Below are 22,190 nucleotides of genomic sequence, written 5' to 3' on the forward strand. Positions count from 1 at the left end.
TCGGTCCACGATCGGGGGAGCGCCATGGGCGGGACCTTCGGGCCGAGCCGGCTGGACGCGGCGACGCGGGCGATGCTGGAACACGCCGGCTGGTGGCCCGACCGCCACGCCGACATGGCCGGGGAGGCGCGGGAGTTCACCGACTGGGGCCTGCCGATGCATCCGCTCGCCCGATCGATCCTGGAGGCGCTGCACGGGCTGACCGTGGAGCCCGTGGGACCCGTCGGGGCCAACTTCCACGTCGAACCGCTGCGCTTCGCCCCCGACCCGGCGGCCGGCCGGGAGGTCCTCGCGGAGTTGGACGCCCGCTTCGGCCCCCTGGGCTTCTTCCCCGTCGCGCTCATGTACGTCGACGGTCTCTACGTGTCGGCGAGTGGTACCACGGTCTGCCACACCCAGTGGGAGCACTGGCTGGTCGCGGAGTCCTTCGAGGAGGCGCTGGACCGCCTGATCTGCCTCACGGGGGAGGTCCGGCGATTCGCGCGGTCCTGAACGGACCGGAAGCCGTGCCCGGCGTCGCCGCCCCCGGATAATGCGTGGCCCGTCCCCCGCCGCACATGCCAAGGTGGAGCCACCGAAGGGGTGTAGCTCAGCCCGGCCAGAGCAGCGGACTCCAAACCCGCATGCCGCAGGTTCAAATCCTGCCGCCCCTGCAAGCGATGGACGCGTTCCCGGCCGGTCCCGGCCGGTCCCGGTCGGTTCCGGCCGGTAACGCGCGCCGCACGCACGCCTATCCCTCGTCCAGGCAGAGGCAGAAGGGGTGGCCGGCCGGGTCGAGGAGGACGCGGACGTTCTCCCGGGGCTGATGGCCTGAGAGGGAGGCGCCCAGGGCGAGCGCGTCGGCGACGGCGGCCTCGAGGTCGCCGACCTGGAAGTCGAAGTGCATCATGGGCCGCTGGTCGCCGTCGGCGGGCGGCCATGTGGGGGGCCGGTAGTCGTTCGCCTGCTGGAACACCAGGTAGGCCGGGCCCTCGGGAGCTGCGACGACGGACGTGCCCGGTTCCTCGTGGACGACGGGCCATTCGAGCAGCCCCGCGTAGAAGGCCGCCAGTGCCGCGGGATCGGGCGCCTCGACTGCGGTGCCCCACCACATGCCTCGCGTTCGTGATCGCATCGCCGAAGTCTGTCGCGGCACCCGGGACGTTGTCCACGATCGCGCGCGACCGGGGTTCCGCCTGCGCCGCCGGCGGCCCCGGCAGCGACCCGCGCAACTGGGCCGAACCGAGCCGGCTTCGCCCCCGGGGGTCAGAGCCGGACCGTCATCTCCACGGTCACCTCGTCCCCCGCCGCGATGCCGTGGGGCCTGCGTACGGCGGCCTTCAGCGGCAGCAGGTAGCCGCCGTCCTTGGGGAAGAGGGACGTGGTGAAGGCCGTGTCACCGATGCGTGCCTCGACGGGGACGACGCCCCAGCCGTAGGTGGCCATCGCGGCCACCTCGCGGATGTGGGCGGCCTCCTCTTCGGGCACGGTCGCGAAGTAGTAGGGCGCGGGCCCGCGCCACTCGATCACGCGGCAGTCGAAGACGAGCTCCATGGTGTCCGTCCTGTTCCTGGAGGGCGGCAAGACCGCCTCAGCGTACAGACGGCTCCCGGAAGTGAGGGGGATAAGTCCGGTTAAGCGTTACTGATGGGGTTTCAGGAGTCAAACATGTTGCCGATCGATTCACTTCCCATGGGTGAAACCGCAGGGCAACAAGGTGACTTGAGCCTAGAATGGGGGCTCCGCGATCACCCCGCGTCCAGGGCGTGGGCAGGACTGTGAGGAACCGGATGAGCCAGGAGCGAGAACCGCTGCCGACCGCGATCGACACCGGGATTCCCAGCGTCGCCCGGATGTACGACTTCCTGCTCGGGGGCAAGGACAACTACGCCGTCGACCGCGAGGCCTCCGAGGAGCTGCTCAAGGTCGTCCCGAGCACCAAGGAACTCGCGGTCAACAACCGCAGGTTCCTGCAGCGCGTCGTGGGCGTGCTCGCCCGCGACTACGGGATACGCCAGTTCCTGGACCACGGGTCCGGCCTGCCGACGCAGGACAACGTCCACCAGGTCGCCCAGCGCATCGACCCGGCCTCGCGCGTCGTCTACGTCGACAACGACCCGATCGTGCTGGCGCACGGCCGCGCGCTGCTGGAGGAGAACGAGAACACGGCCGTCATCCAGGCCGACTTCCGTGACACCGACGGCATCTTCGGCAACCCCGAGGTGGAGCGGCTGATCGACTTCAGCCAGCCGGTGGCCGCCCTGTTCGTCTCGGTGATGCACTGCATCCCCGACGAGGACGACCCGGCAGGACTGGTCAGGCGCGTCGCGGAGCGTCTGGCGCCGGGCAGCTTCATGGTGGTGTGCCAGCTGGTCAGCGAGGACAAGTCGGTGCGCGACTTCGTCACCGAGTTCATGGACGCCAGCACCCAGGGCAACTGGGGCCGGGTCCGCCAGGAGAGCGACGTCCACGGCTTCCTCGACGGTCTGCAGATCCTCGAGCCGGGGCTCGTCGAGGTGTCCACCTGGCGCCCCGACACCGACCTGGCGCCCCGTCAGGCCACCCAGGAATGGATCGAGTTCGGCGGTGTCGGCCGCAAGGCCTGAGCACGTGAGGGACCCCGGGCCGCAGCGGCCGGCCCGGGACCCGCGTCACCTCACGACAGCTGCTTGAGGAAGTCCCTCAGGAAGCTCGGCGTGCGGACGGGCGGCTCGGCCTCGGCGCTGAGGCGGTCCATGACGGCCAGGTAGTTGTCGACGTCGTCCTGCTTGTCCAGGTACAGCGAGCTGGTGAGCTGCTCCAGGTAGACGATGTCGGGCAGGTCCGGCTCCAGGAAACGCAGGATCGTCACCGGCCCGCCCGCGGTGGCGAGGCCGCCGACGCTGAACGGCGCGACCTGGAGCGTCACGTTGGGCAGCGCGGCCACCTCGATGAGCCGCTCCAGCTGCCGCGACATCACCTCGGCGCCGCCCAGCGGACGGCGCAGCGCCGCCTCGTCCACGACCGCCCACAGCCTCGGCGGGTTGGTCCCGGTCAGCAGGTGCTGGCGTTCCATGCGCAGCGCGACCCGGCGCTCGACCTCGACCCCGGACGCCCTGGGGTGCCCCAGCCGGATGACGGCGCGGGCGTACTCCTCGGTCTGCAGCAGACCGGGGACGAACTGCACCTCGTAGGTACGGATGACGGAGGCGGCCTCCTCCAGGCCCACGAGGGTCTCGAACCAGCCGGGGAGCACATCGGCGTAGCGGTGCCACCAGCCCGGCGTGTTGGCCTGCCGGGCGAGCTTGAGGAAGTCCGCTCGCTCCGTCTCGTCGGTCACGCCGTAGAGGGTCAGGAGGTCGGCGACGTCCCGCTCCTTGTAGCCGACGCGGCCCAGCTCGAGACGGCTGATCTTGGCGTGGGAGCCGCGGATCGCGTCACCCGCCGCTTCACGGGTGATGCCCCGGGACTCCCTCAGCCTCCGCAGCTGGGTGCCGAGCACGATGCGCAGCACCGTCGGACCACCGCGCGGGTGCTCCAGGTACTGCCTTATCGACGGTTCGTTGCTCGGCCGCGTCGCGGTCATGCCGGCTCCCGTGGTGACTGGGCGGACCGCCAGTGTCTCACTGAGTGGCGCCCGAATACAGCCGCATCTTATGGCATGCCGACGTTTTGTCAGCCCGTCATGTCATCGAAGTCCCCGTCCTTCACGCCGCCCAGGAAGGCCTCGATCTCCGCGCGCGTGTAGATGAGCGCAGGTCCGCCCGGATGCCGGGAGTTGCGCACCGCGAAGCCTCCGCCGGGCAGCACGGCCAGCTCGACGCAGTTGCCGCTGGGGTTGCTCCGGCCGCTCTTCCTCCAGACCGCGCCGTCGATGTCGGTGGCCGGTACGCCGTTGTCGAACTCCCGCATGGCTACGCCTCCTTGACGGGCCATCTGCACGTGCAGATGCACGTGCAGATGTACTTACCCTTGCACTTACGACTGTAATTGCAGATGTGCTTGCACGGGTAGGGATCCGACGGGGATAGTGGTGGACGCAGACAGCACCGCGCCCCCCGCCCGACAGCTCTGCGGAGTTCCCGATGACCACGCATCCGGCGATCCCTCTCGACTTCGGCCTGACCGAGGACTCGGGGTCACGCTTTGCCGCCTGCGGCCTGAGCGGCGACCTCCACGCCGCAGGTTCCGCGCGGCAGTTCACGCGTGCCACCCTGAGCAACTGGGGGATGCTCGCGATCGTCGACACCGCCTCCGTCGTGGTGTCGGAGATGCTGACCAACGCCGTCCGCTACGGCCTCGACGACCCGGCGTACGCACCGTTGTCCAGCCGGCCGGTCTGGCTGGGCCTGCTGCGCCACGACGAGGCCGTGCTCTGCACGGTCGCCGACCCCGGTACGGGCATTCCGGTGGTGAAGGAACCGGACTGGTTCGCCGAGACGGGGCGGGGACTGCACATCATCGACTCGCTCAGTGAGTCCTGGGGGTGGACACCGCCCGACGAGTCGGGAAAGTCCGTCTGGGCGCTGATCTCCGCGCCCATGTGACTTCCGCCCCGTGGCGTCGCGCAGACCGGACGCCGCGGGACGGGGGAACGGGGGAACGGGGGCCGGAAACGCCGCGGCGGGGCGCCGGGGGGATGCCTCTCCGCGGCCGGACGGCTCCGCGCTCCGTTCGGCTGCTCCGTTCGGCCGCTTCGCGCCGCAGGTTCCCCACGGCCCGGGACGCCCCGGGTGGAACGTGACGAGGGCAACAGCGGTGCGGCGTCCGCGCGGCGGTTCGTGACTGTGCCTTTGCCTTTCCCGGGAGAGGAATTCACCTCCCGTTGGCATACCGCCATTTCCTGGCGCCCGCCGCCCGATTCCGCTTCCGGGGCGTGTGTTAGCGTTCTTGAAGGTTCACGTGTGACAACGATGTCAGATGCTCCGGGCCCGCGGACGCGACCGTCCGCGACCGAAAAGCCCCTGGTCCGAGAGGCCGGCGCTCCCGAAGCCCGGCGTGGCACGCCCGTACTCCGAGTTCCACAGAAAAGCACTGCGAATCATGCAAGAAAGCCGCGCGGTCTGGCTGCCCTATCGGTCCGGCGAATTTCCCGGCCCGCTGCCCGACGGCCTGTCGTACCACTTCTGGGACGGTCTTTCGGCCTTCCCGTCCGATCCCCGGGACGTACGCTTCGTCGTCGTCCCGCCCGTCCCGGCCAAGCAGCACGAGATCCTGGACCGGCTGCTGAACCGTGCCGAGCGGCTCGAGGTCCTTCAGGTCCTCAGCTCCGGACACGACTACCTCGACCCGTTCCTCGGCCTGCTCCCCTCCGGCAGCCGCGTCGCCACGGCGAACGGCGTGCACGGCGAGGCCACGGCCGAGTTGGCGGTGACGCTGCTGCTGGCCGCCGAGCGCGGCCTCGACGACTTCTCCCGCCGGCACGCCCTGGGCCAGTGGCGGCCCCGTGTGTTCCCGACGTTGTCCGGCAAGGAGGTCCTGGTCGTGGGCCAGGGCGCGGTCGGCAGGGGCGTGACGGCCCGGCTCGCCCCGTTCGGCTGCCGCGTGGTCCGGCTGGCACGCACCGCGCGCGACACCGCGGACGGCCACGTGCACGGGTTCGCGGACCTGCCCGGGCTGCTTCCCTCCGCCGACGCCGTCGTGCTGTGCGCGCCGCTGACGGACGAGACCCGCGACCTGATGGACGCCTCCCGCCTCGCCCTGATGAAGGACCGGGCCGTCCTGGTCAACGTGGCCAGGGGGGAACTCGTCGACACGCAGGCGCTGGTGCGGGAGGCGGGGCGCGGGCGGCTGCGCGCGGCCCTGGACGTCACCGCGCCCGAGCCGCTGCCCAGCGGTCACCCGTTGTGGTACCTGCCCGGCATCATGATCACCCCGCATGTGGGGGCCTTCACCGACGCCTTCACCCCGGCCTCCCTCGCCTTCATCACGCGGCAGCTGCAGCGCTACGCGCACGGCGAGCCCCTGGTGAACGTCCTGCCCCTGATGGCCGCCGCGCACTGAGCGGTGGCCGGCCCCCGGGAACCTCCCGGGGGCCGGGGCGCCCGGCGCGTCACCCCCAGGGGGTCGGTGCGTTCGGCCATAAGGAACTCGCCTGGCCTGTCGGGACGTCCTCGCGGCGCCGCGTTGGTGAGATGTCCGGATGGAACTGCGGGAGCTGCGGGTCTTCGTCGCCGTGGCGGAGGAGGGCGGGATGTCGGCCGCGGCGCGGCGGCTGCACGTGAGTCAGTCGGCGCTGTCGCAGACCGTCACTGCCCTGGAGCGGCAACTGGGCGTCAAACTCCTGGTGCGGTCCAGTTCCGGCGTACGGACGACGGAAGCCGGGGCGGTGCTGCTCTCCGAGGCGCGGGCCGTGCTCGTCCGCCATGACCAGGCCGTACGGGCGATGGCGGCCCTGACCTCGCAGAGCGGGGGCACCCTGCGCCTGGGCGTTCCGCTGGAGCTGCCGCCCGACCTGCTCACTCCCGTGCTCAGCGAACTGTCCCGGGCCTACCCGGACACCCGGGTGCAGGCCCGTCATCTGTCCACGGCGGCGCAGCTGGAGGCTTTGCACGCGGACGAGCTGGACGTCGGGCTGATGCGTGAGCGCCCGGCCGGGCCGGAGTTCGACGCGATGCTGGTCGTCAGGGAGAACCTGGGGGTGCTGCTCGCGGCCGGACAGGCGGCCGAACTCGCCGGCCCGCGGGGCGTACGACTGGAGGCCCTGGCGGGGCTGGAGTGGGTCGGTTTCCCCCGCGCCGGGAGCCCCGCCTGGTGGGACGAGCTGACCGCGGTGCTGCGAAGCCACGGGCTGGACGTGGGTCCCGAGACGGGCGCGGTGGAGCCGCTGATCGCGGAGGTGAAGCTCGCGGCCGTGATCACGGGGCGGGCGTTCGCGCTGGCCCCGCCGAACTGGGCGCAGCCGATCCCCGACACCGTCGTGTGGTCGCCGCTGGTCGGAGATCCCCTGGTCCGCAGGACGTGGGCCGTGTGGCCGTCCAGTTGCCGACGGCGCGACCTCGGCCACTTCATCGCGGCGTTCGAGCAGCCGGCGTCGTCGTAGGCGTCCGCCTACGACGCGGACGGGGACTCGGACGCCGCCTTGGAGGCGGACTCGGAGGCACGGTTCCGGTGCCGGGCGGCCTTGGCGTTGTTGCCGCAGCGTTCCATGGAGCACCACTTGCGCGGCTTTCCGTTGCCGGGGTCGAGGTAGACCATGCCGCAGATCTCCGCAGCGCAGGTGCGCAGCCGCTCCCGCAGGCGCGGATCGGTCACCAGCGCGATCAGGTCGCGGGCGACGACGGAGAGCAGCTGGGCGGACGACAGCGGTTCCGTGGCGGTACGCGGAAGCCCCCCGGAGTCGACGCGCAGACGCGGGGCCGGTGGTTCGACGCGCGCCAGGTCGTTGAGCAGACCGACGGACCCCGGTCGCGGCGCGCGGCCGTCCACGGCCGCGGTGGCGACGTCGGTGGCGGCGGAGCGCAGCTCGTGGAGGGCTCCGAGCAGGGACGTCCCGTCCTCCTCGTCCCGCAGGGTCAGGCCGGTGCCGAGGCACCAGGCGCGGAGCCGGTCGCGATCGCCGAGCCGCTCCACGGGGGTGCTCGGGCGGCGGCCGACGGTGGCGACGAGGTCGAGCGACAGCGAGCCCGCGTCGAAGCGCAGTTCACGGACCTTGGCCGTGACGCGGGTGCGGGGAGTGGCCGGTGCGCGCTCGCTCATGTGACAATAGTAACCCTTAAGACGGTTACCAAGCCGTGGCAGCGCCGGGAAGGGAGCACACCATGCGGATAGCGGTCGTGGGAGCGGGCGGCGTCGGGGGATACTTCGGCACCCGGCTCGCGGAGGCGGGCAACGAGGTCACCTTCGTCGCCCGTGGCCGGCACCTGGAGGCGATCCGCGCCAACGGCGCGCTCGTCGTCCGCAGCCCGCTGGGGGAGTTCCGGGCGCCGGCCGACCGGTTCGTGCCGGACATCGGCGACGTCGGTCCCGTCGACGTCGTGCTGGTCGCGGTCAAGCTGTGGGACACCGAGGACGTCGCGGACCGGCTGCGCGGCCCGGCCGACGCGGGCGCACGGGTGATCTCCCTGCAGAACGGCGTCCAGAAGGACACCGTCCTGCGCCGTCACCTGCCGCCCGAGGCCGTGTGGGGCGGGGTCTGCTACATCTCCGCCGTCATCGAGGAGCCCGGCGTCGTCTCCCATCGCGGGACGATGCAGAAGCTGGTCTTCGGCCCCTACGACGGAGAGGGGACCGCCCGGGCGGAGGAGTTCCGCGCAGTGTGCGAGAAGGCCGGCGTCGACGCGGAGGTCAGCCCCGACATCGCGCGGATCGTGTGGCAGAAGTTCGTGTTCCTCACGGCCCTGTCGGGTACCACCTCGGCCGTGCGCCAGCCGATCGGAGTCGTCCGCGCCGATCCCGCGACCCGCGGGCTGCTGCGCGACGTCATGGCGGAGGTCGTCGCCGTCGGCCGGGCCTCGGGAGTGCACCTCGACGAGTCCTTCGTCGACGAGCAACTGGCCTTCTGCGACACGCTGCCCGCCACGATGACCTCCTCCATGCACAACGACCTGGAGCAGGGCAACCGCCTGGAACTGCCCTGGCTCAGCGGAGGCGTCGCCGACCTCGGCCGTGAACTGGGCGTCCCCACCCCCCGCAACCGCACCCTGGCCGACATCCTCGCGCCCTATGTGCCGGGCCGTCCGCGCCTGCCGTGACCGCCACGGCCCCCGGGCCGTGACGACGCCCCCCGAGTCACCCGGACGGTCCGGCAGACCGGTGCGGTCCTCCGCCGCCGGCGGGGTAGACGTACCGGGCAGTCACCTGAGGGGAGAGGGAACATGGCCGAGGACGTCGCCGGGATCGTGCGCAGGGTGGTCGCCGGATGCGCGGAGGTGGCACCGGAGGAGATCGGGCCGGACACGAGCTTCGTCCGGCTGGGCCTGGGCGACCGGGCCAAGCAGCGTGCCGCCGACGCCGTGGAGCGCGAGGTCGGCGTGATGCTGCTGGCCGACGAGGTCGAGCGGATGGGCACGGTGCGGGACCTGGTCGAGCACGTGGCCGGCAAGCGCGCCGAGCAGGAGGCCGCGGAGGCCCCCTGACGGACGGTCGCCGCCCGGCCCGTCCGGGAGGCCCGGGCCCGGGACGTCAGGCGGGAGCGGCGGAGCCCGGGTGGACGCGGATCTTCGACTGCCCGTGGCCGCGCAGCTCCCAGTCGTCCATGAAGCGGGCGCGCAGGTCGTGCCGGGCCGCCAGGTCCACCAGCGTTTCGGTGCGGTAGTAGAAGTCCTCGCGCAGCACGTGGTGTTCCTTCCCCTCGGTGCGGTCGAACGTGAAGTCGAACCATCCGCCCGGGGCCAGGATCCGCGCCACATGGCCCAGGCACTCGTCGATGACCTCCAGCGGCGAGTGGGAGAAGACGCTGTGCGCGTGGACCACGTCGAAGTGGCGGTCCGGCAGGAAGTCGAACGTCAGGTCGTGGGTGAGGGTGAGGTACGGCAGCTTGCGCTGCAGGCCCTGCGCCGTCACGGTGCGCTTGGCGGCGATCAGGATGTCGGGGGAGATGTCGATGCCGTAGTAGTGGCCGGCGTCGAGGTAGTCGATCAGCCGCCACCCCGCGCGCAGGTTGCCGCAGCCGACGTCCAGCAGCCGGTGCCGCGGCGACAGGCCGTGTTCGCGCAGGTAGTCGAACTGCATCGCGCCCAGCGCCAGCCAGCGGTCGTGGCTGCCGCTGCCGACGGCGGCCTCGGGGTCGCGCGCGGTGTCGCTGGCCATGACGGCCCGGTAGTACGCCACGTGATCGCGGTGCCGGTGGGCGAGCCAGCGGTCGCGTGCGGCCCGGCGCGCGTGCGCGGCGACCCGCGTGGGGTGCCGGAGGGCGTAGCCGACCTTGTGGGTCAGGCTCGTCCGGTCGGCCCGGAGGTTCTTCCTGGTGGCCATGGCGGGTGCTCCCTCGGGGGGTCACGGGACGGGTGTGCTTTCGTCCCCTCCCGGGAGGCTGCCACGCGGCGCCCCCGTCGTTCCCCCGCCGAACGGGTGGTGCGTGCGTGCGGGGCGCCCCCGCCCGGGGGCACACCGCACGCGACGGACCGGGTCAGCCGGTGAGGCGGTTGATCTGGCGGAGCTTGTTGGTGGCGTCGAGGGCGGCCACCTTGTACGACTCGGCGAGGGTCGGGTAGTTGAACACCGCGTCGACCAGGTAGTCGACCGTGCCGCCGCAGCCCATCACCGCCTGGCCGATGTGCAGCAGCTCCGTGGCGCCGGTGCCGAAGCAGTGGACGCCCAGCAGGGTGCGGTCCTCCGTCGACACCAGCAGCTTCAGCATGCCGTGCGAGTCGCCGATGATCTGCCCGCGGGCCAGCTCGCGGTAGCGCGAGATGCCCACCTCGAAGGGCACGTTGTCGTCGGTGAGCTGGTCCTCCGTACGGCCGACGAAGCTGATCTCCGGGATCGTGTAGATGCCGATCGGCTGCAGGCCGTGCATCGCGTTCACCGGTTCGCCGCAGGCGTGGTAGGCGGCGAGCCTGCCCTGCTCCATGGAGGTGGCCGCGAGCGCCGGGAAGCCGATGACGTCGCCGACGGCGTAGATGTGCGGCACGGAGGTGCGGTAGTGCTCGTCGACGGATATGCGGCCCCGCTTGTCGGCGGCGAGTCCCGCCTTGCCGAGGTCGAGACCGTCGGTGAGGCCCTGCCGTCCGGCCGAGTACATGACGGCGTCCGCGGGGATCTTCTTACCGCTCTGCAGCACGGTCAGCGTGCCCGTCGGATGCCGTTCCACGGCCGCCACGGTCTCGCCGAAGCGGAAGGTGACGGCGAGGTCCCGCAGGTGGTACTTGAGCGCCTCGACGACCTCGACGTCGCAGAAGTCCAGCATGCCCTCGCGCTGTTCGACCACCGTCACCTTGCTGCCCAGCGCGGCGAACATCGAGGCGTACTCGATGCCGATGACGCCGGCGCCGACGATCACCATGGAGCGCGGGACCCGGTCCAGGTTGAGCACGCTGTCGGAGTCCATGACCGTGCGGTCGTCGAACTCGACGGTCGAAGGGCGGGCCGGACGCGTCCCGGTGGCGATGACGATGTTCTCGGCGGTCACCAGGACCTCGCGGCCGGAGGGGTCCTGCACGGCGACGGTGTGGTCGTCGGTGAAGCGGCCGGTCCCGGTGAGCATGGTGACGCGGTTGCGGGAGAGCTGACTGCGGATGACGTCCACCTCGCGGCTCACCACGTGCTGGGTGCGCGCGGTGAGGTCCGCGATGGTGATGTCCTCCTTGAGGCGGTAGCTCTGGCCGTACAGGTCCCGCTGGGTGAGCCCGGTCAGGTAGAGCACTGCCTCGCGAAGCGTCTTCGACGGGATGGTGCCGGTGTGGATGGAGACGCCGCCGACCATGTCGGGGCGGTCGACGACGGCGACCCGGCGGCCCAGCTTGGCCGCGGCGATGGCGGCCTTCTGGCCACCCGGGCCGGATCCGATGACGAGCAGGTCGAATTCGGTCACCGGACGAGTCTGTCAGGCCACGGTGTTCCCGGGAAAGGGCTGCCGGCGATGCGGCCGGTAGCGTCCCCGAGCCCCCCGGCACGGGTACGCGACCCGTGCCCGGGGGCCCGCCGGGGGACGGGGCGTGTGGGGTCCGGCGGCCTGGGCGTGCGGCGGACCCGGGGGTTGAGCGGACCTCGGGTTGAGCGGACCTGGGCGTTCAGCGGACCTGGGCGGGGGTGACGACCTCGGTGATGCCGCGGGCGGCCAGGTGCGCCGCGTCCGTGGCCCGGTCGGCGAGCACCAGGGCGGGCCGTACGCCCTGGGCGGTCAGCGCGGCCCACGCCTCGAACACCTCGCCGCCGGGGGAGCAGCAGGCCCGCCGGGGGGCCGTCACGCTGTCCCCCACGTCGACGACGAGCGCGGTCGTCCGGGGCGGCGGCGCGTAGCCGCGGTCGCGCAGCCCGGTCACGGCACGGGCCACGGCGGTGCCCGCCGGCTTGACCTCGCGGTCGTTGGTGAGGAGACCGAGGGTGTACTCGAGTTCGGGGAAGTCGGCGAGGGACCGGGCGACGTCGTGCGAGCACCACCAGGTCACCCCCCACACGTCCGCGCAGTCCAGGGCGTTGGTGATGGTGGCGGTGGCGAAGGCCGCCGCGTGCTCGGGGGGCACCACCGGCGCGGGGGCGCCGACCTCCTGCAGCCAGACCGGCCGGTGCGGATCGGTGGCCCAGGCCTTGGACAGCTCGATCATGTACGCCGCGTGGTGCTCGGTGGCGACGCCCGCGTGTCCGTGCCGCTGCGCCGTCCCGTTGAAGACCCAGGAGTGCACCGCGGTCGCGAAACCGAGCCGGGCGGCCTGCGCGGGGGTGAAGGCGTGGTCGTCCTGGTACCAGGCGGCGTCGTACTCGGCGTGCAGGTGGAGCCTGCCGGGTGCGCCCCGCTCACAGGCGTCGAGCATGAGGCGCAGCCAGGCCTCCGCCTCGGCGGGACCGATGGGGTCCGGGTCCGGGTGCGGCGGGCCGGAGAACTGGTTGATCTCGTTGCCGACGGTCATGCCCAGGAAGTTGGGCCGGTCGGCGAGCGCGGCGGCGAGGGTCCGCAGGTACTCGGCCTCGGCGGCGACGACCTCCGGGTCGGTGAAGATGTTGCGGCGGTGCCAGGTGGCCGTCCACGAGGGCAGGAAGTCGAAGCTCGACAGGTGGCCCTGCAGGCCGTCCACATTGACGTCCAGGCCGTGCTCGGCCGCAGCGTCGACCAGCGCGACCAACTGCTCGACGGCGCGGGGCCGGATCAGGGTGCGGTTGGGCTGGAAGAGCGGCCACAGGGGGAACACCCGGATGTGGTCCAGGCCGAGGCGGGCGATGGAGTCGAGGTCGGCACGGACGGCGTCGAGGTCGAAGTCGAGCCAGTGGTGGAACCAGCCTTGGCTGGGCGTGTAGTTGACGCCGAAGCGCGGTGTCATGGCGGTTCCCGTGTTCGTGCGAGCTGGGGTGGGCGCGCGACGGCGGAACCGGTGGTCGCGGGGCGGTCGGGGGATGTCCGTCCCGTGATCGGCGCGGCTGGGGGAGTCGCCGCCGGCGCCCACGACAAGGTGACACCGCGCCCCGGGAAAGTCAACTCGCCTCTCTCATTTGTGTTTTGGGGTTGAGAATTCGCAGTTCAGCGGTGTGTGGAAGGAATTCGGGCGCCAGCACTAATGCGCTTTAGAGTCACACCGCTCAAGCGCTTTAGCGAGCGGGCTTCCCCGGCTGGGGGATACTGGTGCCCGCGTCGTGTCCGCGTCGTGCCCGCCCGGGGCCCGGCGCGTACGACGTCAGGCGGACGATCCGAGGGGGCCCACGATCGCGGCGCACGAGCCACCGGTGGAGCCGCCGCCCGCTGCCCGGACCGGTCGGCGTGTCCCCGCCCGGCGCCCCACGATGAAGGACATCGCCCGGCGGGCCGGGGTCTCCGAGAGCGCCGTCTCCTTCGCCCTCAACGACCGTCCCGGGGTCTCCGAGACCACCCGGCGGCGCGTGCGCCGGGTCGCCGAGCAGCTCGGCTGGCGGGCCAGCACCGCCGCGCGGGCCCTGTCGGGGGAGGGCGCCGCGACCGTGGGCCTGGTGCTCGCCCGTCCGGCGAGCTCGCTGGGCATCGAGTCGTTCTTCCTCCAGCTCGTCTCGGGCATCCAGGAGGTGCTGTCGGAACGCCATCTCGGCCTGCTCTTCCGGGTGGTGGCGGGTGCGGAGGAGGAGTGCGCGGTCTACCGCAGGTGGTGGGCCGAGCAGCGGGTCGACGGGGTCGTCGTGGTGGACCCGCGGATCGGCGATCCCCGGCCGGTGCTCCTGGACTCCCTGGGTCTGCCCGCGGTGGTGGTCGGCGGCCGCGAAGCGGACCGTGATCCGCAGGTGCCCGTTCCGTACCCGGTGATCTCCAGCGTCCGGGTGGACGACGCGGCCGCCATGGGCGCCGTCGTCGAGCACCTGGCGGGGCTGGGCCACCGCCGTGTCGTGCACGTCGCGGGTCTGGCCGGCCTGGCGCACACCACCCGCCGGATCGCCTCGCTGCGGGCCGGGGCCGCGCGCCTGGGGATGTCCGGGGTCCGCTCGGTCACCACCGACTACTCCGAGGGCCAGGGCGCGGAGGCCACCCGCCTCGCGCTGGCCGGTGCCGAGCCGCCCACGGCGATCATCTACGACAACGACGTGATGGCGGTCGCGGGCGCCGGTGTGGCCCTCGGCATGGGCCTGTCCGTTCCCCGCGACCTGTCGGTCGTCGCCTGGGAGGACTCGGCGCTGTGCCGGGCCACGCACCCCCGCCTGACCGCGCTGGACCGCGACGCGACGGCGTTCGGCCGGCGGGCGGCGGAGGAACTGGTCCGCCTGCTCGGCGGCCGCCCGGCCCGAGACGTGGCCCAGCCGACGCCGGAACTCGTCGTGCGCGACAGCACGGCGCCGCCGCGGCGCGGCTGAGAGACGGGCCCTGGCACGTCGGGCGGTCGGTCTCCGGATATCCCGGAGAAGCCGACGTGGGTGGCTTCTCCGTGCGAGTGGGGGAGCACTTGGTGTCCGGCCCGGCGCAGCCCCGCTCTTCCGTCCCGAAGTCGTGCACCGGCCATTCGGGGCGCAGCGGGCGTGCCCCGTACGGCGCGGGTCCGCTCAGGCCGTCGCGCCCGCGGCGGGGCGGGGGCGGGCGCTGGGGCCGGGAGTGCGGTCGACCTCTTCGGGGGCGCCGATCACATGGCCCTCGTCGCAGACCAGCCGGGCCCGTACGGGCGCGCCGCAGTCGTGGTGGGTGGCCAGCAGCGCGGGACCCTCGGGGTCGGCGAGGTACTTGTCGCCCCACTGCCGCAGCGAGGTGAGCAGCGGGTAGAGGTCCCGCCCCTTGTCGGTGAGCACGTACTCGGCGCGGCGTCGGGCGCCCGGCTCCTGGTACGTGTGCAGTTCGAGGAGCCCGTGGGAGACCAGGCCGCCCAGCCGGTCCGCCAGCACCGATCGGGAGACGCCGAGGTGGTCCTGGAGGTCGCTGAAGCGCCTGATCCCGCGGGTGACGTCGCGAAGGATCAGCAGCACCCAGGACTGGCCGACGAGCCCGACGGCACGCCCGACGGAGCAGTTCGAGGTGTCCTGGTCGAGGTATTCCATGGTCCGGATCCTACCTGAGTTCTCCGAAAGAACTCAGGCGTGGTAGCGTTCCCGCGACAGCTAGGTTCGAAATTCGAACCCAGTCGGGAAGGGAACTGCTCATGACGAGCCCGAGCGCCGCCACGACCCAGGCCGTGAGCGTGGGTGCGACCCACGCCGCCACGACCGCGAGGACGCCGGACCCGGGGGAGGCGGGGAAGCGCTGGATCGGCTTCGTCGTCGCGAGCCTCGGCCAGATGGCGATGTTCGTGAACATCACCCAGACCACGGCCGTCCTCGCCCCGCTCCAGCAGGACCTGCGGGTGTCCGGCGCCCAGCTGGTGTGGATCGCCGGCATCTACTCGATGATGGTCGCCAGCTTCGTGCTGTCCGCAGGCACGGTCGGCGACCGCTTCGGCCGGCGGCGCGTCTTCGCCCTCGGCATGCTGCTGCTCGGCGGGGGCAGCCTCGTCACCTCACTGGCCACGGGCGCCACGGGCGTCATCGTGGGCCAGGCCCTCATGGGCCTCGGCGGCGCCGCCATCCTGCCGAACAGCCTGTCCCTGGTGACCCACATGTTCGCGGAGCCGCACGCCCGGACCCGGGCCGTCGGCATCTGGGTCGCCGTCTCCGGCATAGGCCTGGCCTTCGGGCCGGTGGCCGCGGGGCTGATCCTGGAGCGCTGGTCCTGGCACGCGGTGTTCCTGGTCAACGTCGTGCTGGCGGTGCTGGTGCTGGTGCTGACGCCCCGGTTCGTCACCGAGAGCCGGCAGGCCGGACGTCACCTCGACCCGCCCGGCCTCGTGCTCGCGGTCCTCGCCATCGGCGCGCTGAACTACGGCCTCGTCGAGGGCGGCCACACCGGCTTCGGCACCGGCCACGCGATCACGGCCTTCGCGGTCTCCGCCGCCTCGCTCGTCGCCTTCGTCGGCCACGAGGCGCGCACCCGTACGCCCATGCTCAAGCTGCGGCTCTTCCGCGGCCGCTCCTTCGCCGCGGCCAATGTCGTCGCGATGATCGCCCAGTACGCCTTCGTGGCCACCGCCTTCGCCCAGGTGCTCTACTTCGAGCGGATCCGGCACGAGTCCATCCTCGACGCGGGCCTGCTGCTCCTGCCGCTGATGGGCTCCTACGTGGTGGTGAGCTACGTGGCCGCGGCGATCGCGCGCCGTATCGGCTTCAAGGCGACCCTGGGCACCGGCGCCCTGCTCGCCGCGGCGGGTACCCTGCTGATGACGGCCCAGACGCCCACCTCGTCGACGGAGGTGATCGTGCTGCTGATGGCGATGTTCGGTGCCGGCGCAGGTCTCGTCCTGCCGCCGAGTACGGCCGTGGCGGTCATCAGCGTGCCGCACACCGACGGCGGCATGGCCAGCGGCACCGTCAACCTCTTCCGCCAGGTCGGCGGCACGCTCGGGGCGACCGTCACCGGCACCGTGCTGACCAGCGGCCTCGCCTCGCGGCTGCCCGGCGAACTCGCCGACCGCGGGGTCCCCTCCGGCCTCGCCGACCAGGTGACCCGGGCCGTCGGCACCGGCGCCCAGGGTTCCACGCTGCCGGCCGAGCTCCGCGACACCGTGACCGCGGCCGTCGGTGACGCCTTCACCGGAGCGCTGCACCTGGCCGTGCTCATCCCCGGCGTGGGCCTGGCGGCCGCAGCCGTCGCGGCCCTCGTGCTGGTCGGCAACCGCCCCGCTCCGCAGGCCCACTGACCACGCCGACGGCTCAGGAGGACAGGAGAGACCCACGATGACGGAGACGACCGATCCGGACCTTGATCCGGAAGCCGCCGGTGCCTTCCTGCGCGCCGTCGGGCTCCGGTTCGACACGATCAGCGCGCAGGAGGTCACCGCCCACCTCGAGGCCACCGAGGAGCACCACACCCCCTGGGGGATCACCCACGGCGGCCTCTATTCCACCGTCATCGAGAGCGTGGCGAGCGTCGGTGCCTCCTACGCGGTGCGGCCCGAGAAGCGGTTCGCCGTCGCCGTGGGCAACCAGAGCGACTTCCTGCTCCCGTACGTCAGGGGCCGCCTCGACGTCCGCGGCACACCCCTGCAGCAGGGCCGCAGCCTGCAGCTGTGGCTGGTGGTGATCACCGACGCCGCGGGCCGGCCGATCGCCCGCGGTCAGGTGCGGCTGTTCAACCGGTCCCTGCCCGTGTGACTCCGGGCAGGGACCCCGGGCAGGAGCCCCGGCACGGGCCCCGGGTGACGGTCCCGGGCCGGGCCGGCGCGCCTCAGACCGCCGGGCGGATCTCCTGCGTGCAGCACTTGATGCCCCCACCGGCCTTGTGGAACTCCGTGAGGTCGACGGGCACGGGTACGTAGCCCCGCCCGGCGAGCTGCTCGGCCAGCCCCGTCGCGGCGGGGGCCACGAACACGTGCCGCCCGTCCGACACCGAGTTCAGGCCGAAGGCCAGCGCGTCGTCCGCGGTGGCGACCACCGCGTCGGGGAACATCCGGCGCAGCACCTCACGGCTGCCGGGGGAGAACGCCTCCGGGTGGTACGCGATGTTCGCCGGGCCGCCGCCGGCCCCGTCGTCGAGGACGAACAACGCGGTGTCCAGGTGGTAGAAGCGCGGATCCACCAGTTGCAGGCCGACCGTCGGCAGGCCGAAGAACTCCTGCACCTCGTGATGGGCCGCCCGGACGGTGCGGAAGCCCGTACCGGCCAGGACGAACCCGCCGACCGGGACCAGGTCGCCCTCGCCCTCGCAGACCGGCTCCGGGCGGTGCACGTCGTATCCGGCCGCCTTGAACCACGCCGCGTACTCGTCGGCCTCCGGACGGCGTTCGGGCGCGTGGAAGGACGAGCCGAACACCCGGCCCTCCACCACGAGCGCCGAGTTGGCGGCGAACACCATGTCGGGCAGCCCCGGGACCGGCCGGACGGACTCCACCGTGTGACCGTGCTCCCGGTAGGCCCGCACCAGCGCGGCCCACTGCTCGCGGGCGAGCGCGGTGTCGACCCGCACGCCCTCCCGCATCCACGGGTTGATCGCGTAGCGGACGTCGAAGTGCTCCGGCGGGCAGACCAGATAGCGCCGGGGGCGGGCCACACGGTTCTCGGGCACGGCGAACTCCTCCGCTTCCTGCGGGACGGCCGGGGGGAACGGCTCAACGGTAGGAATCGGGGGCCGTGGGCGACAAGATCCGTACGCTGCGCGCAGGCGCAGCGATGCTGCGTCGAGCGGCACTTCAGCGCAGCTCTGCTGCGCCCTCCGCGGCGGGGCGTCCCGCCCCCGCCTCGGGGCTCTCCGGCAGCAGGTGCGACAGCACCATGTAGCTGATCGTCTTCCGGATGAAGGGTTCGGTCCTGATCCGCTCCAGGACCTCCTCGAAGTGCTCGACGTCGGTGGCCCGGACGTGCAGCAGCGCGTCCGCGCCGCCGGTCACCGTCATGGCCGCCGTGATCTCCGGGTGGTTCCTGACGACCTCGGCCAGCCGCCGCGGCGGCGCCGCGCCCTCGCAGTACACCTCCACGTACGCCTCCGTCCGCCACCCCAGGGCGGCGGGCCGGACCGTGGCGGTGAAACCGGTGATGATCCCGGACTCGCGCAGCCGGTCCACCCTCCGTTTGACGGCGGTGGCCGACAGGCCGATGTCCGCGCCGATCTCCGCGAAGCTCGTCCTGGCGTTCGCGATCAGGGCCGCGACGATCTTGCGGTCGAGCTCGTCGAACGGCACGGGTCTGTGGACCATGCCCGGTGCTCCTTCCCTCAGCCGTCCTGCTGGGCCGAGACCAGGGCGTCGCCGGTCTCCGTCCGGTAGTAGAGCACGGAACGTCCCGCCCGCCGGCGCCGCACCAGACGGGCGTCGAGCAGCACCTTCAGATGGCGCCCCACCGAGCCCAGCCCCTGGCCGGTCAGGGCGACCAGCTGCGTGGTGCTCAGCGGTGTCGCGAGCAGCACCAGGACCGCCGCGCGCGCCGGTCCGAGCAGCGCGCCCAGCGCCTCGGGGACCGGCTGCCGCCCCGCCTCGGCCAGCGCCCCCGAGCACGGGTACACCACCGCGTACCGTACGGCCTCGTCCCAGGACACCCAGCCGGTGCGCGGAGTCACGGGCACGAACATCAGCCGGGCACCCGACAGGTCGCGCGGCGGGTACTCCCGCGTGTTGATCTGCAACCGCCCCTCGCCGAGCCAGCGCATCCCCCGGCGCATGTCGTCCAGTGCCTCCGCCCAGCCGCCGCGGCCCAACTGGGCGGTGCGCGCCACGATGTCGGCCTCGATGACCCGCCGGCGGCGCGGCCAGTCCGGCAGCACGGTGCGCGTCCACACCCAGGCGACGACGTCCGCCGCCCGCTCCGGCAGGTCCGCGCGGCGCAGCGGCTCGGGGAGCGGTCCGCCGAGCGAGACGGTCAGATGCTCGCGGGCCGCGTCCGCCGGGGTCCGCCGGATCCGCGTCAGCTCCTCCTCGAAGCCCGGACTGCCCTCTCCGGAGGGCGTGGGGGTGAGGAAGTCCGCGTTCCAGGTGCGTCCCAGGGCGGCCCGCACCAGCAGCCCGGTCACCGGGTCGGCGGCCAGCCGCTCCCGGTACGCCGGCAGGTGCGCGTCGAGCCAGCCGCGCTCCCCGGGGTGCGCGGCCGTGCCCCGGTCGAGCAGCTTCAGCGCCGCGATGGCCTCGGCCAGCGGCGAGACGACGAACCGGCTGCCCACCAGTGTCTCCGCGTCGACCAGCCACCAGCCCATGCCCCGACCTCCTCCTCATGTTTCGCGCCTGCGCGAAACATTAACCCGCCCGATCCGGCGCCGCCGAGACTCGGGTCCATGCGCACCTACCAAGAGCTCTTCCGTACAAGGGAGTTCACCCCGCTGTTCCTGGTCTCCACCGGACAGGTCGCGGCGCAGACGGTGAGCGGGCTGGCCCTGAGCACCCTGGTCTACGAGGCCACCGGCTCGCCCCTGCTGGCCGCCGTCGCCATGTTCGGCCCGTCCCTCGCGCAGGTGGTGGGGGCGACGACCCTCCTGTCGGCGGCCGACCGGCTTCCGCCGCGCGCCGCGCTCACGGCGGTCGCCCTGCTCTTCGCCCTCGGCACCGCCGTCCTGGCCGTCCCCGGCCTGCCGGTCTGGGCCGTCTTCGTCATCCTGCCCGCGGAGGGCCTGGTGGCGTCCCTGGGCGGCGGAGTGCGCTACGGACTGCTCCACGAGATCCTCCCCAAGGGGGGCTTCCTGCTAGGCCGTTCCGTGCTGAACATGGCGACCGGCACCATGCAGATCTGCGGCTTCGCCGCCGGTGGTCTGCTGCTCGCCGCCCTGTCCCCGCGCGGGGTCCTGCTCACCGGCGCGGCCCTCTACCTCGCGGCCGCGGCCGCCGCCCTGACCGGACTGCGGGCCAGGCCCCCGCGGGCGGGCGGCCGCCCCTCGGCGGCCGAGACCTGGCGGACCAACGTGCTGCTGTGGTCCGCCCGGCCGCGGCGCTACGTGTACCTCGCGCTGTGGGTGCCCAACGGCCTGATCGTCGGCTGCGAGTCGCTGTTCGTGCCCTACGCGCCCGAGAACGCCGGGCTGCTCCTGGCCGCCGCGGCCTGCGGCATGCTCGTCGGCGACACCATGGCCGGCCGGTTCGTCCCGCCGTGGTGGCGGGAACGCGCGGGCGCCGCGCTGCGGCTGCTGCTCGCGGCCCCCTACCTGGTCTTCGCGCTGCACCCGGCGCTGCCCCTCGCGGCGGCCGTCGTCGCCCTGGCCTCCGTCGGCTACGCGGCGAGCCTGCTGCTCCAGGAGCGGCTGATGGCCCTCACACCGGACGAACTCAGCGGTCACGCCCTCGGGCTGCACTCTTCCGGCATGCTCGCCTGCCAGGGACTCGGGGCCGCGCTGGCGGGCACCGTCGCCCAGCACACCTCCCCGGGGACCGCGATGGCCGTGATGGCCGCCGTCTCAGTCGCCGTCACCTTGGTGCTGGCGCCCGGCCTGCGCCCGGGCGGCGAGAGCGCCGTCACGCCCGAGGCGCCCGCCCCGGGGCCGTCCCGTCGTCCAGTTCCGTGACCCGCATCGTGATGTTCAGCCGGCCGGAGGTGAGACCAGTGGCCGGGTCGCCCGTGCCCGGGTGGACCTTCGGCACGGCGTGGTACGCGAAGCGGGACGGGCCGCCGAGCACGGCCAGGTCCTCGGGCGGGACCAGCGGCGAAGCCGCTGCCCAGGCGAGTGCGTCGGGGTCGGTCATGGCGTTCCGCTCCGTCGGTGTCGCCTTCCATTGTCGGTACCGCTCGGGCAGGCAGCGGGCGCAGGGCCGGTACCCCGCGGCGACCGCCGTCGCCTCGTCCGCGAAGAACACCCGCTCGCGCACGTATCCGCCGCGGGCGATGGCCCGCAGGGCGGTCGAGCAGTCCAGGCGGCCGTACAGCCGGCCCCGGCGGTGCCCGCCGAGCGCCCCCGGGACCGCGCTGCGGTACGGCAGCCCGTCCGGGCCGGTCAGCACGTACCGCGTCATGCCGCGTCGTGGAAGACCAGGCCCAGGGTGTGGCGGCGGCCGTCGCGCACGGTGCTCACCCCGTGCCGCATCGGGCCGGCCGACCAGCCGCGGGCCGAGCGCACCGGCCGGTCACGGGTGGTGAAGACCAGCGCGCGGCCCTGGGGGAGGGTGGTGGACGAGCCCCGGGTCTGTGCCCGCGGCCGCTGCTCGGTCATCAGGAACTCGCCGCCGGTGTAGTCCTCGCCGGGGGCGTCGAGCCCGATCACCACCTGGAGCGGGAAGACCAGGTCCCCGTACAGGTCGCGGTGGAGGGCGTTCCAGTCGCCTGCGCCGTAGCGCAGCAGGATCGGCGTGGGCCGCGGCTGGCCGGCGGCGTGGCACATCGCCAGCCACTCGTCGAGGCTGTCCGGCCAGGGCGCGGGCCGCCGCAGCCGCGCCGCCCAGTCGCGGGCGATCGGCAGCAGCCGCGGGTAGAACGCCGCCCGCAGGGCCCGTACGGGCTCGGGGACGGGGTACGCGAAGTAACGGTACTGCCCCGAGCCGAAGCGGTGCCGTGCCATGTCGACGGTCGAGCGGAACCGTCCGGGCTCGTCGTAGAGGGCGGCTACCGCCCGGCACTCGGCGGGGGAGAGGACCGGACGGCCGGTCAGGGCGCTTCCGTGGGCGTCGAGTGAGGCGGCCAGTGCCGGCCAGTCCTCGGCGTCGACCCGCTCGCGCAGGGACGTCGCGGGGTGTGCGGCGGTGGTGGTCATGGCTGTT

At 72.9% G+C, this 22,190-nt stretch carries 24 protein-coding genes, 1 tRNA gene and 2 pseudogenes; 12 read left to right on the forward strand and 15 right to left on the reverse strand.

Translation table 11 applies throughout. The features are described 5' to 3' along the window. The first annotated feature begins 24 nt into the window (after positions 1 to 24). Together ACFW3D_RS16185 and ACFW3D_RS16190 are read left to right on the forward strand one after the other, a co-directional pair. The gene (locus tag ACFW3D_RS16185) at positions 25 to 492 is read left to right on the forward strand and encodes an SUKH-3 domain-containing protein (protein WP_500504776.1); all 468 of its coding nucleotides are present in this window, start codon (positions 25 to 27) and stop codon (positions 490 to 492) included. 86 nt (positions 493 to 578) lie between these two features. Continuing rightward, a tRNA-Trp gene (locus ACFW3D_RS16190) sits at positions 579 to 653 on the forward strand. 77 nt (positions 654 to 730) lie between these two features. Here ACFW3D_RS16190 and ACFW3D_RS16195 read toward each other — a convergent pair. Further along, the gene (locus ACFW3D_RS16195) at positions 731 to 1,114 is read right to left on the reverse strand and encodes a VOC family protein (protein ID WP_500504777.1); all 384 of its coding nucleotides are present in this window, start codon (positions 1,112 to 1,114) and stop codon (positions 731 to 733) included. A 131-nt stretch (positions 1,115 to 1,245) separates the two neighbouring features. Further along, on the reverse strand, positions 1,246 to 1,533 hold the full coding sequence (locus ACFW3D_RS16200; protein ID WP_500504778.1) for a DUF1905 domain-containing protein: 288 nt from the start codon (positions 1,531 to 1,533) through the stop codon (positions 1,246 to 1,248). Positions 1,534 to 1,769: 236 nt separating this feature from the next. On the opposite strand from ACFW3D_RS16200, the gene ACFW3D_RS16205 reads away from it, so the two are divergent. After that, complete coding sequence (locus ACFW3D_RS16205; protein ID WP_500504779.1) at positions 1,770 to 2,585, forward strand: SAM-dependent methyltransferase; 816 nt, start codon at positions 1,770 to 1,772, stop codon at positions 2,583 to 2,585. Between the two features lie 50 nt (positions 2,586 to 2,635). On the opposite strand, the gene ACFW3D_RS16210 is transcribed toward ACFW3D_RS16205, so the two are convergent. Next, positions 2,636 to 3,544: a Sco1979 family transcriptional regulator gene (locus ACFW3D_RS16210; RefSeq protein ID WP_500504780.1), complete on the reverse strand. Its 909-nt coding sequence runs from the start codon at positions 3,542 to 3,544 to the stop codon at positions 2,636 to 2,638. An 89-nt stretch (positions 3,545 to 3,633) separates the two neighbouring features. Next, on the reverse strand, positions 3,634 to 3,870 hold the full coding sequence (locus ACFW3D_RS16215; RefSeq protein WP_500504781.1) for a DUF397 domain-containing protein: 237 nt from the start codon (positions 3,868 to 3,870) through the stop codon (positions 3,634 to 3,636). A 173-nt stretch (positions 3,871 to 4,043) separates the two neighbouring features. Here ACFW3D_RS16215 and ACFW3D_RS16220 point away from each other — a divergent pair, with 173 nt between their 5' ends. The 3 genes from ACFW3D_RS16220 (at position 4,044) to ACFW3D_RS16230 (ending at position 7,000) form a co-directional block, all read left to right on the forward strand. Beyond that, on the forward strand, positions 4,044 to 4,505 hold the full coding sequence (locus ACFW3D_RS16220; protein ID WP_500504782.1) for an ATP-binding protein: 462 nt from the start codon (positions 4,044 to 4,046) through the stop codon (positions 4,503 to 4,505). Positions 4,506 to 5,001: 496 nt separating this feature from the next. Continuing rightward, positions 5,002 to 5,961 carry an NAD(P)-dependent oxidoreductase gene (locus ACFW3D_RS16225; RefSeq protein ID WP_500504783.1) on the forward strand — a complete coding sequence of 320 codons (960 nt, stop codon included), beginning with the start codon at positions 5,002 to 5,004 and terminating at the stop codon, positions 5,959 to 5,961. Between the two features lie 139 nt (positions 5,962 to 6,100). After that, entirely contained in the window at positions 6,101 to 7,000 is a 900-nt protein-coding gene (locus tag ACFW3D_RS16230) for a LysR family transcriptional regulator (protein ID WP_500504784.1), read from the forward strand. Positions 7,001 to 7,008: 8 nt separating this feature from the next. Here ACFW3D_RS16230 and ACFW3D_RS16235 read toward each other — a convergent pair whose 3' ends face one another. Continuing rightward, positions 7,009 to 7,656 (reverse strand): CGNR zinc finger domain-containing protein, encoded by a 648-nt coding sequence (locus tag ACFW3D_RS16235; protein ID WP_500504785.1) that lies wholly within the window; start codon positions 7,654 to 7,656, stop codon positions 7,009 to 7,011. 62 nt (positions 7,657 to 7,718) lie between these two features. On the opposite strand from ACFW3D_RS16235, the gene ACFW3D_RS16240 reads away from it, so the two are divergent. After that, on the forward strand, positions 7,719 to 8,651 hold the full coding sequence (locus ACFW3D_RS16240; protein WP_500504786.1) for a 2-dehydropantoate 2-reductase: 933 nt from the start codon (positions 7,719 to 7,721) through the stop codon (positions 8,649 to 8,651). 123 nt (positions 8,652 to 8,774) lie between these two features. Then, the gene (locus tag ACFW3D_RS16245; RefSeq protein WP_500504787.1) at positions 8,775 to 9,035 is read left to right on the forward strand and encodes an acyl carrier protein; all 261 of its coding nucleotides are present in this window, start codon (positions 8,775 to 8,777) and stop codon (positions 9,033 to 9,035) included. Positions 9,036 to 9,081: 46 nt separating this feature from the next. Here the strand turns inward: ACFW3D_RS16245 and ACFW3D_RS16250 are convergent, their stop codons facing one another. The 3 genes from ACFW3D_RS16250 to ACFW3D_RS16260 all read right to left on the reverse strand — a co-directional run bounded on the left by ACFW3D_RS16250 (position 9,082) and on the right by ACFW3D_RS16260 (position 12,875). Next, positions 9,082 to 9,873, reverse strand: a complete 792-nt coding sequence (locus ACFW3D_RS16250) for a class I SAM-dependent DNA methyltransferase (RefSeq protein ID WP_500504788.1) — start codon at positions 9,871 to 9,873, stop codon at positions 9,082 to 9,084. Positions 9,874 to 10,027: 154 nt separating this feature from the next. Then, positions 10,028 to 11,431 carry a Si-specific NAD(P)(+) transhydrogenase gene (gene sthA, locus ACFW3D_RS16255; protein ID WP_500504789.1) on the reverse strand — a complete coding sequence of 468 codons (1,404 nt, stop codon included), beginning with the start codon at positions 11,429 to 11,431 and terminating at the stop codon, positions 10,028 to 10,030. Between the two features lie 199 nt (positions 11,432 to 11,630). Beyond that, positions 11,631 to 12,875: a glycoside hydrolase 5 family protein gene (locus tag ACFW3D_RS16260; protein WP_500504790.1), complete on the reverse strand. Its 1,245-nt coding sequence runs from the start codon at positions 12,873 to 12,875 to the stop codon at positions 11,631 to 11,633. Between the two features lie 457 nt (positions 12,876 to 13,332). On the opposite strand from ACFW3D_RS16260, the gene ACFW3D_RS16265 reads away from it, so the two are divergent. Then, positions 13,333 to 14,364 (forward strand): LacI family DNA-binding transcriptional regulator, encoded by a 1,032-nt coding sequence (locus tag ACFW3D_RS16265; protein WP_500504791.1) that lies wholly within the window; start codon positions 13,333 to 13,335, stop codon positions 14,362 to 14,364. 186 nt (positions 14,365 to 14,550) lie between these two features. Here ACFW3D_RS16265 and ACFW3D_RS16270 read toward each other — a convergent pair whose 3' ends face one another. Continuing rightward, positions 14,551 to 15,036 (reverse strand): winged helix-turn-helix transcriptional regulator, encoded by a 486-nt coding sequence (locus tag ACFW3D_RS16270; RefSeq protein WP_500504792.1) that lies wholly within the window; start codon positions 15,034 to 15,036, stop codon positions 14,551 to 14,553. Between the two features lie 101 nt (positions 15,037 to 15,137). On the opposite strand from ACFW3D_RS16270, the gene ACFW3D_RS16275 reads away from it, so the two are divergent. After that, positions 15,138 to 16,727, forward strand: a complete 1,590-nt coding sequence (locus ACFW3D_RS16275) for an MFS transporter (protein ID WP_500504793.1) — start codon at positions 15,138 to 15,140, stop codon at positions 16,725 to 16,727. A gap of 37 nt (positions 16,728 to 16,764) precedes the next feature. After that, positions 16,765 to 17,181 (forward strand): PaaI family thioesterase, encoded by a 417-nt coding sequence (locus tag ACFW3D_RS16280; RefSeq protein WP_500504794.1) that lies wholly within the window; start codon positions 16,765 to 16,767, stop codon positions 17,179 to 17,181. Between the two features lie 73 nt (positions 17,182 to 17,254). Here the strand turns inward: ACFW3D_RS16280 and ddaH are convergent, their stop codons facing one another. The 3 genes from ddaH to ACFW3D_RS16295 all read right to left on the reverse strand — a co-directional run bounded on the left by ddaH (position 17,255) and on the right by ACFW3D_RS16295 (position 19,708). Next, complete coding sequence (gene ddaH / locus ACFW3D_RS16285) at positions 17,255 to 18,148, reverse strand: dimethylargininase (protein ID WP_500504834.1); 894 nt, start codon at positions 18,146 to 18,148, stop codon at positions 17,255 to 17,257. Between the two features lie 67 nt (positions 18,149 to 18,215). Next, the gene (locus ACFW3D_RS16290; RefSeq protein ID WP_500504795.1) at positions 18,216 to 18,719 is read right to left on the reverse strand and encodes an Lrp/AsnC family transcriptional regulator; all 504 of its coding nucleotides are present in this window, start codon (positions 18,717 to 18,719) and stop codon (positions 18,216 to 18,218) included. 17 nt (positions 18,720 to 18,736) lie between these two features. After that, positions 18,737 to 19,708 (reverse strand): transcriptional regulator, encoded by a 972-nt coding sequence (locus ACFW3D_RS16295; protein ID WP_500504796.1) that lies wholly within the window; start codon positions 19,706 to 19,708, stop codon positions 18,737 to 18,739. Positions 19,709 to 19,786: 78 nt separating this feature from the next. Here ACFW3D_RS16295 and ACFW3D_RS16300 point away from each other — a divergent pair, with 78 nt between their 5' ends. Next, the gene (locus tag ACFW3D_RS16300) at positions 19,787 to 21,004 is read left to right on the forward strand and encodes an MFS transporter (RefSeq protein ID WP_500504797.1); all 1,218 of its coding nucleotides are present in this window, start codon (positions 19,787 to 19,789) and stop codon (positions 21,002 to 21,004) included. On the opposite strand, the pseudogene ACFW3D_RS16305 reads toward ACFW3D_RS16300, so the two are convergent. The 3 genes and pseudogenes from ACFW3D_RS16305 to ACFW3D_RS16315 all read right to left on the reverse strand — a co-directional run. Further along, positions 20,955 to 21,125: pseudogene (locus tag ACFW3D_RS16305) on the reverse strand (alpha-ketoglutarate-dependent dioxygenase AlkB); the annotation flags it as partial. The gene ACFW3D_RS16300 and the pseudogene ACFW3D_RS16305 sit on opposite strands and share 50 nt — an antisense overlap. A gap of 108 nt (positions 21,126 to 21,233) precedes the next feature. Beyond that, positions 21,234 to 21,449: pseudogene (locus ACFW3D_RS16310) on the reverse strand (Ada metal-binding domain-containing protein); the annotation flags it as partial. Beyond that, positions 21,446 to 22,183, reverse strand: coding sequence for a 2OG-Fe(II) oxygenase (locus tag ACFW3D_RS16315; protein WP_500504798.1), 738 nt, complete (start codon positions 22,181 to 22,183; stop codon positions 21,446 to 21,448). The pseudogene ACFW3D_RS16310 and the gene ACFW3D_RS16315, both read right to left, overlap by 4 nt. Positions 22,184 to 22,190 lie beyond the last annotated feature (7 nt).

The organism is Streptomyces sp. NPDC058864, from assembly GCF_042742985.1.
In the GTDB taxonomy this organism is placed as follows: Bacteria; Actinomycetota; Actinomycetes; order Streptomycetales; family Streptomycetaceae; genus Actinacidiphila.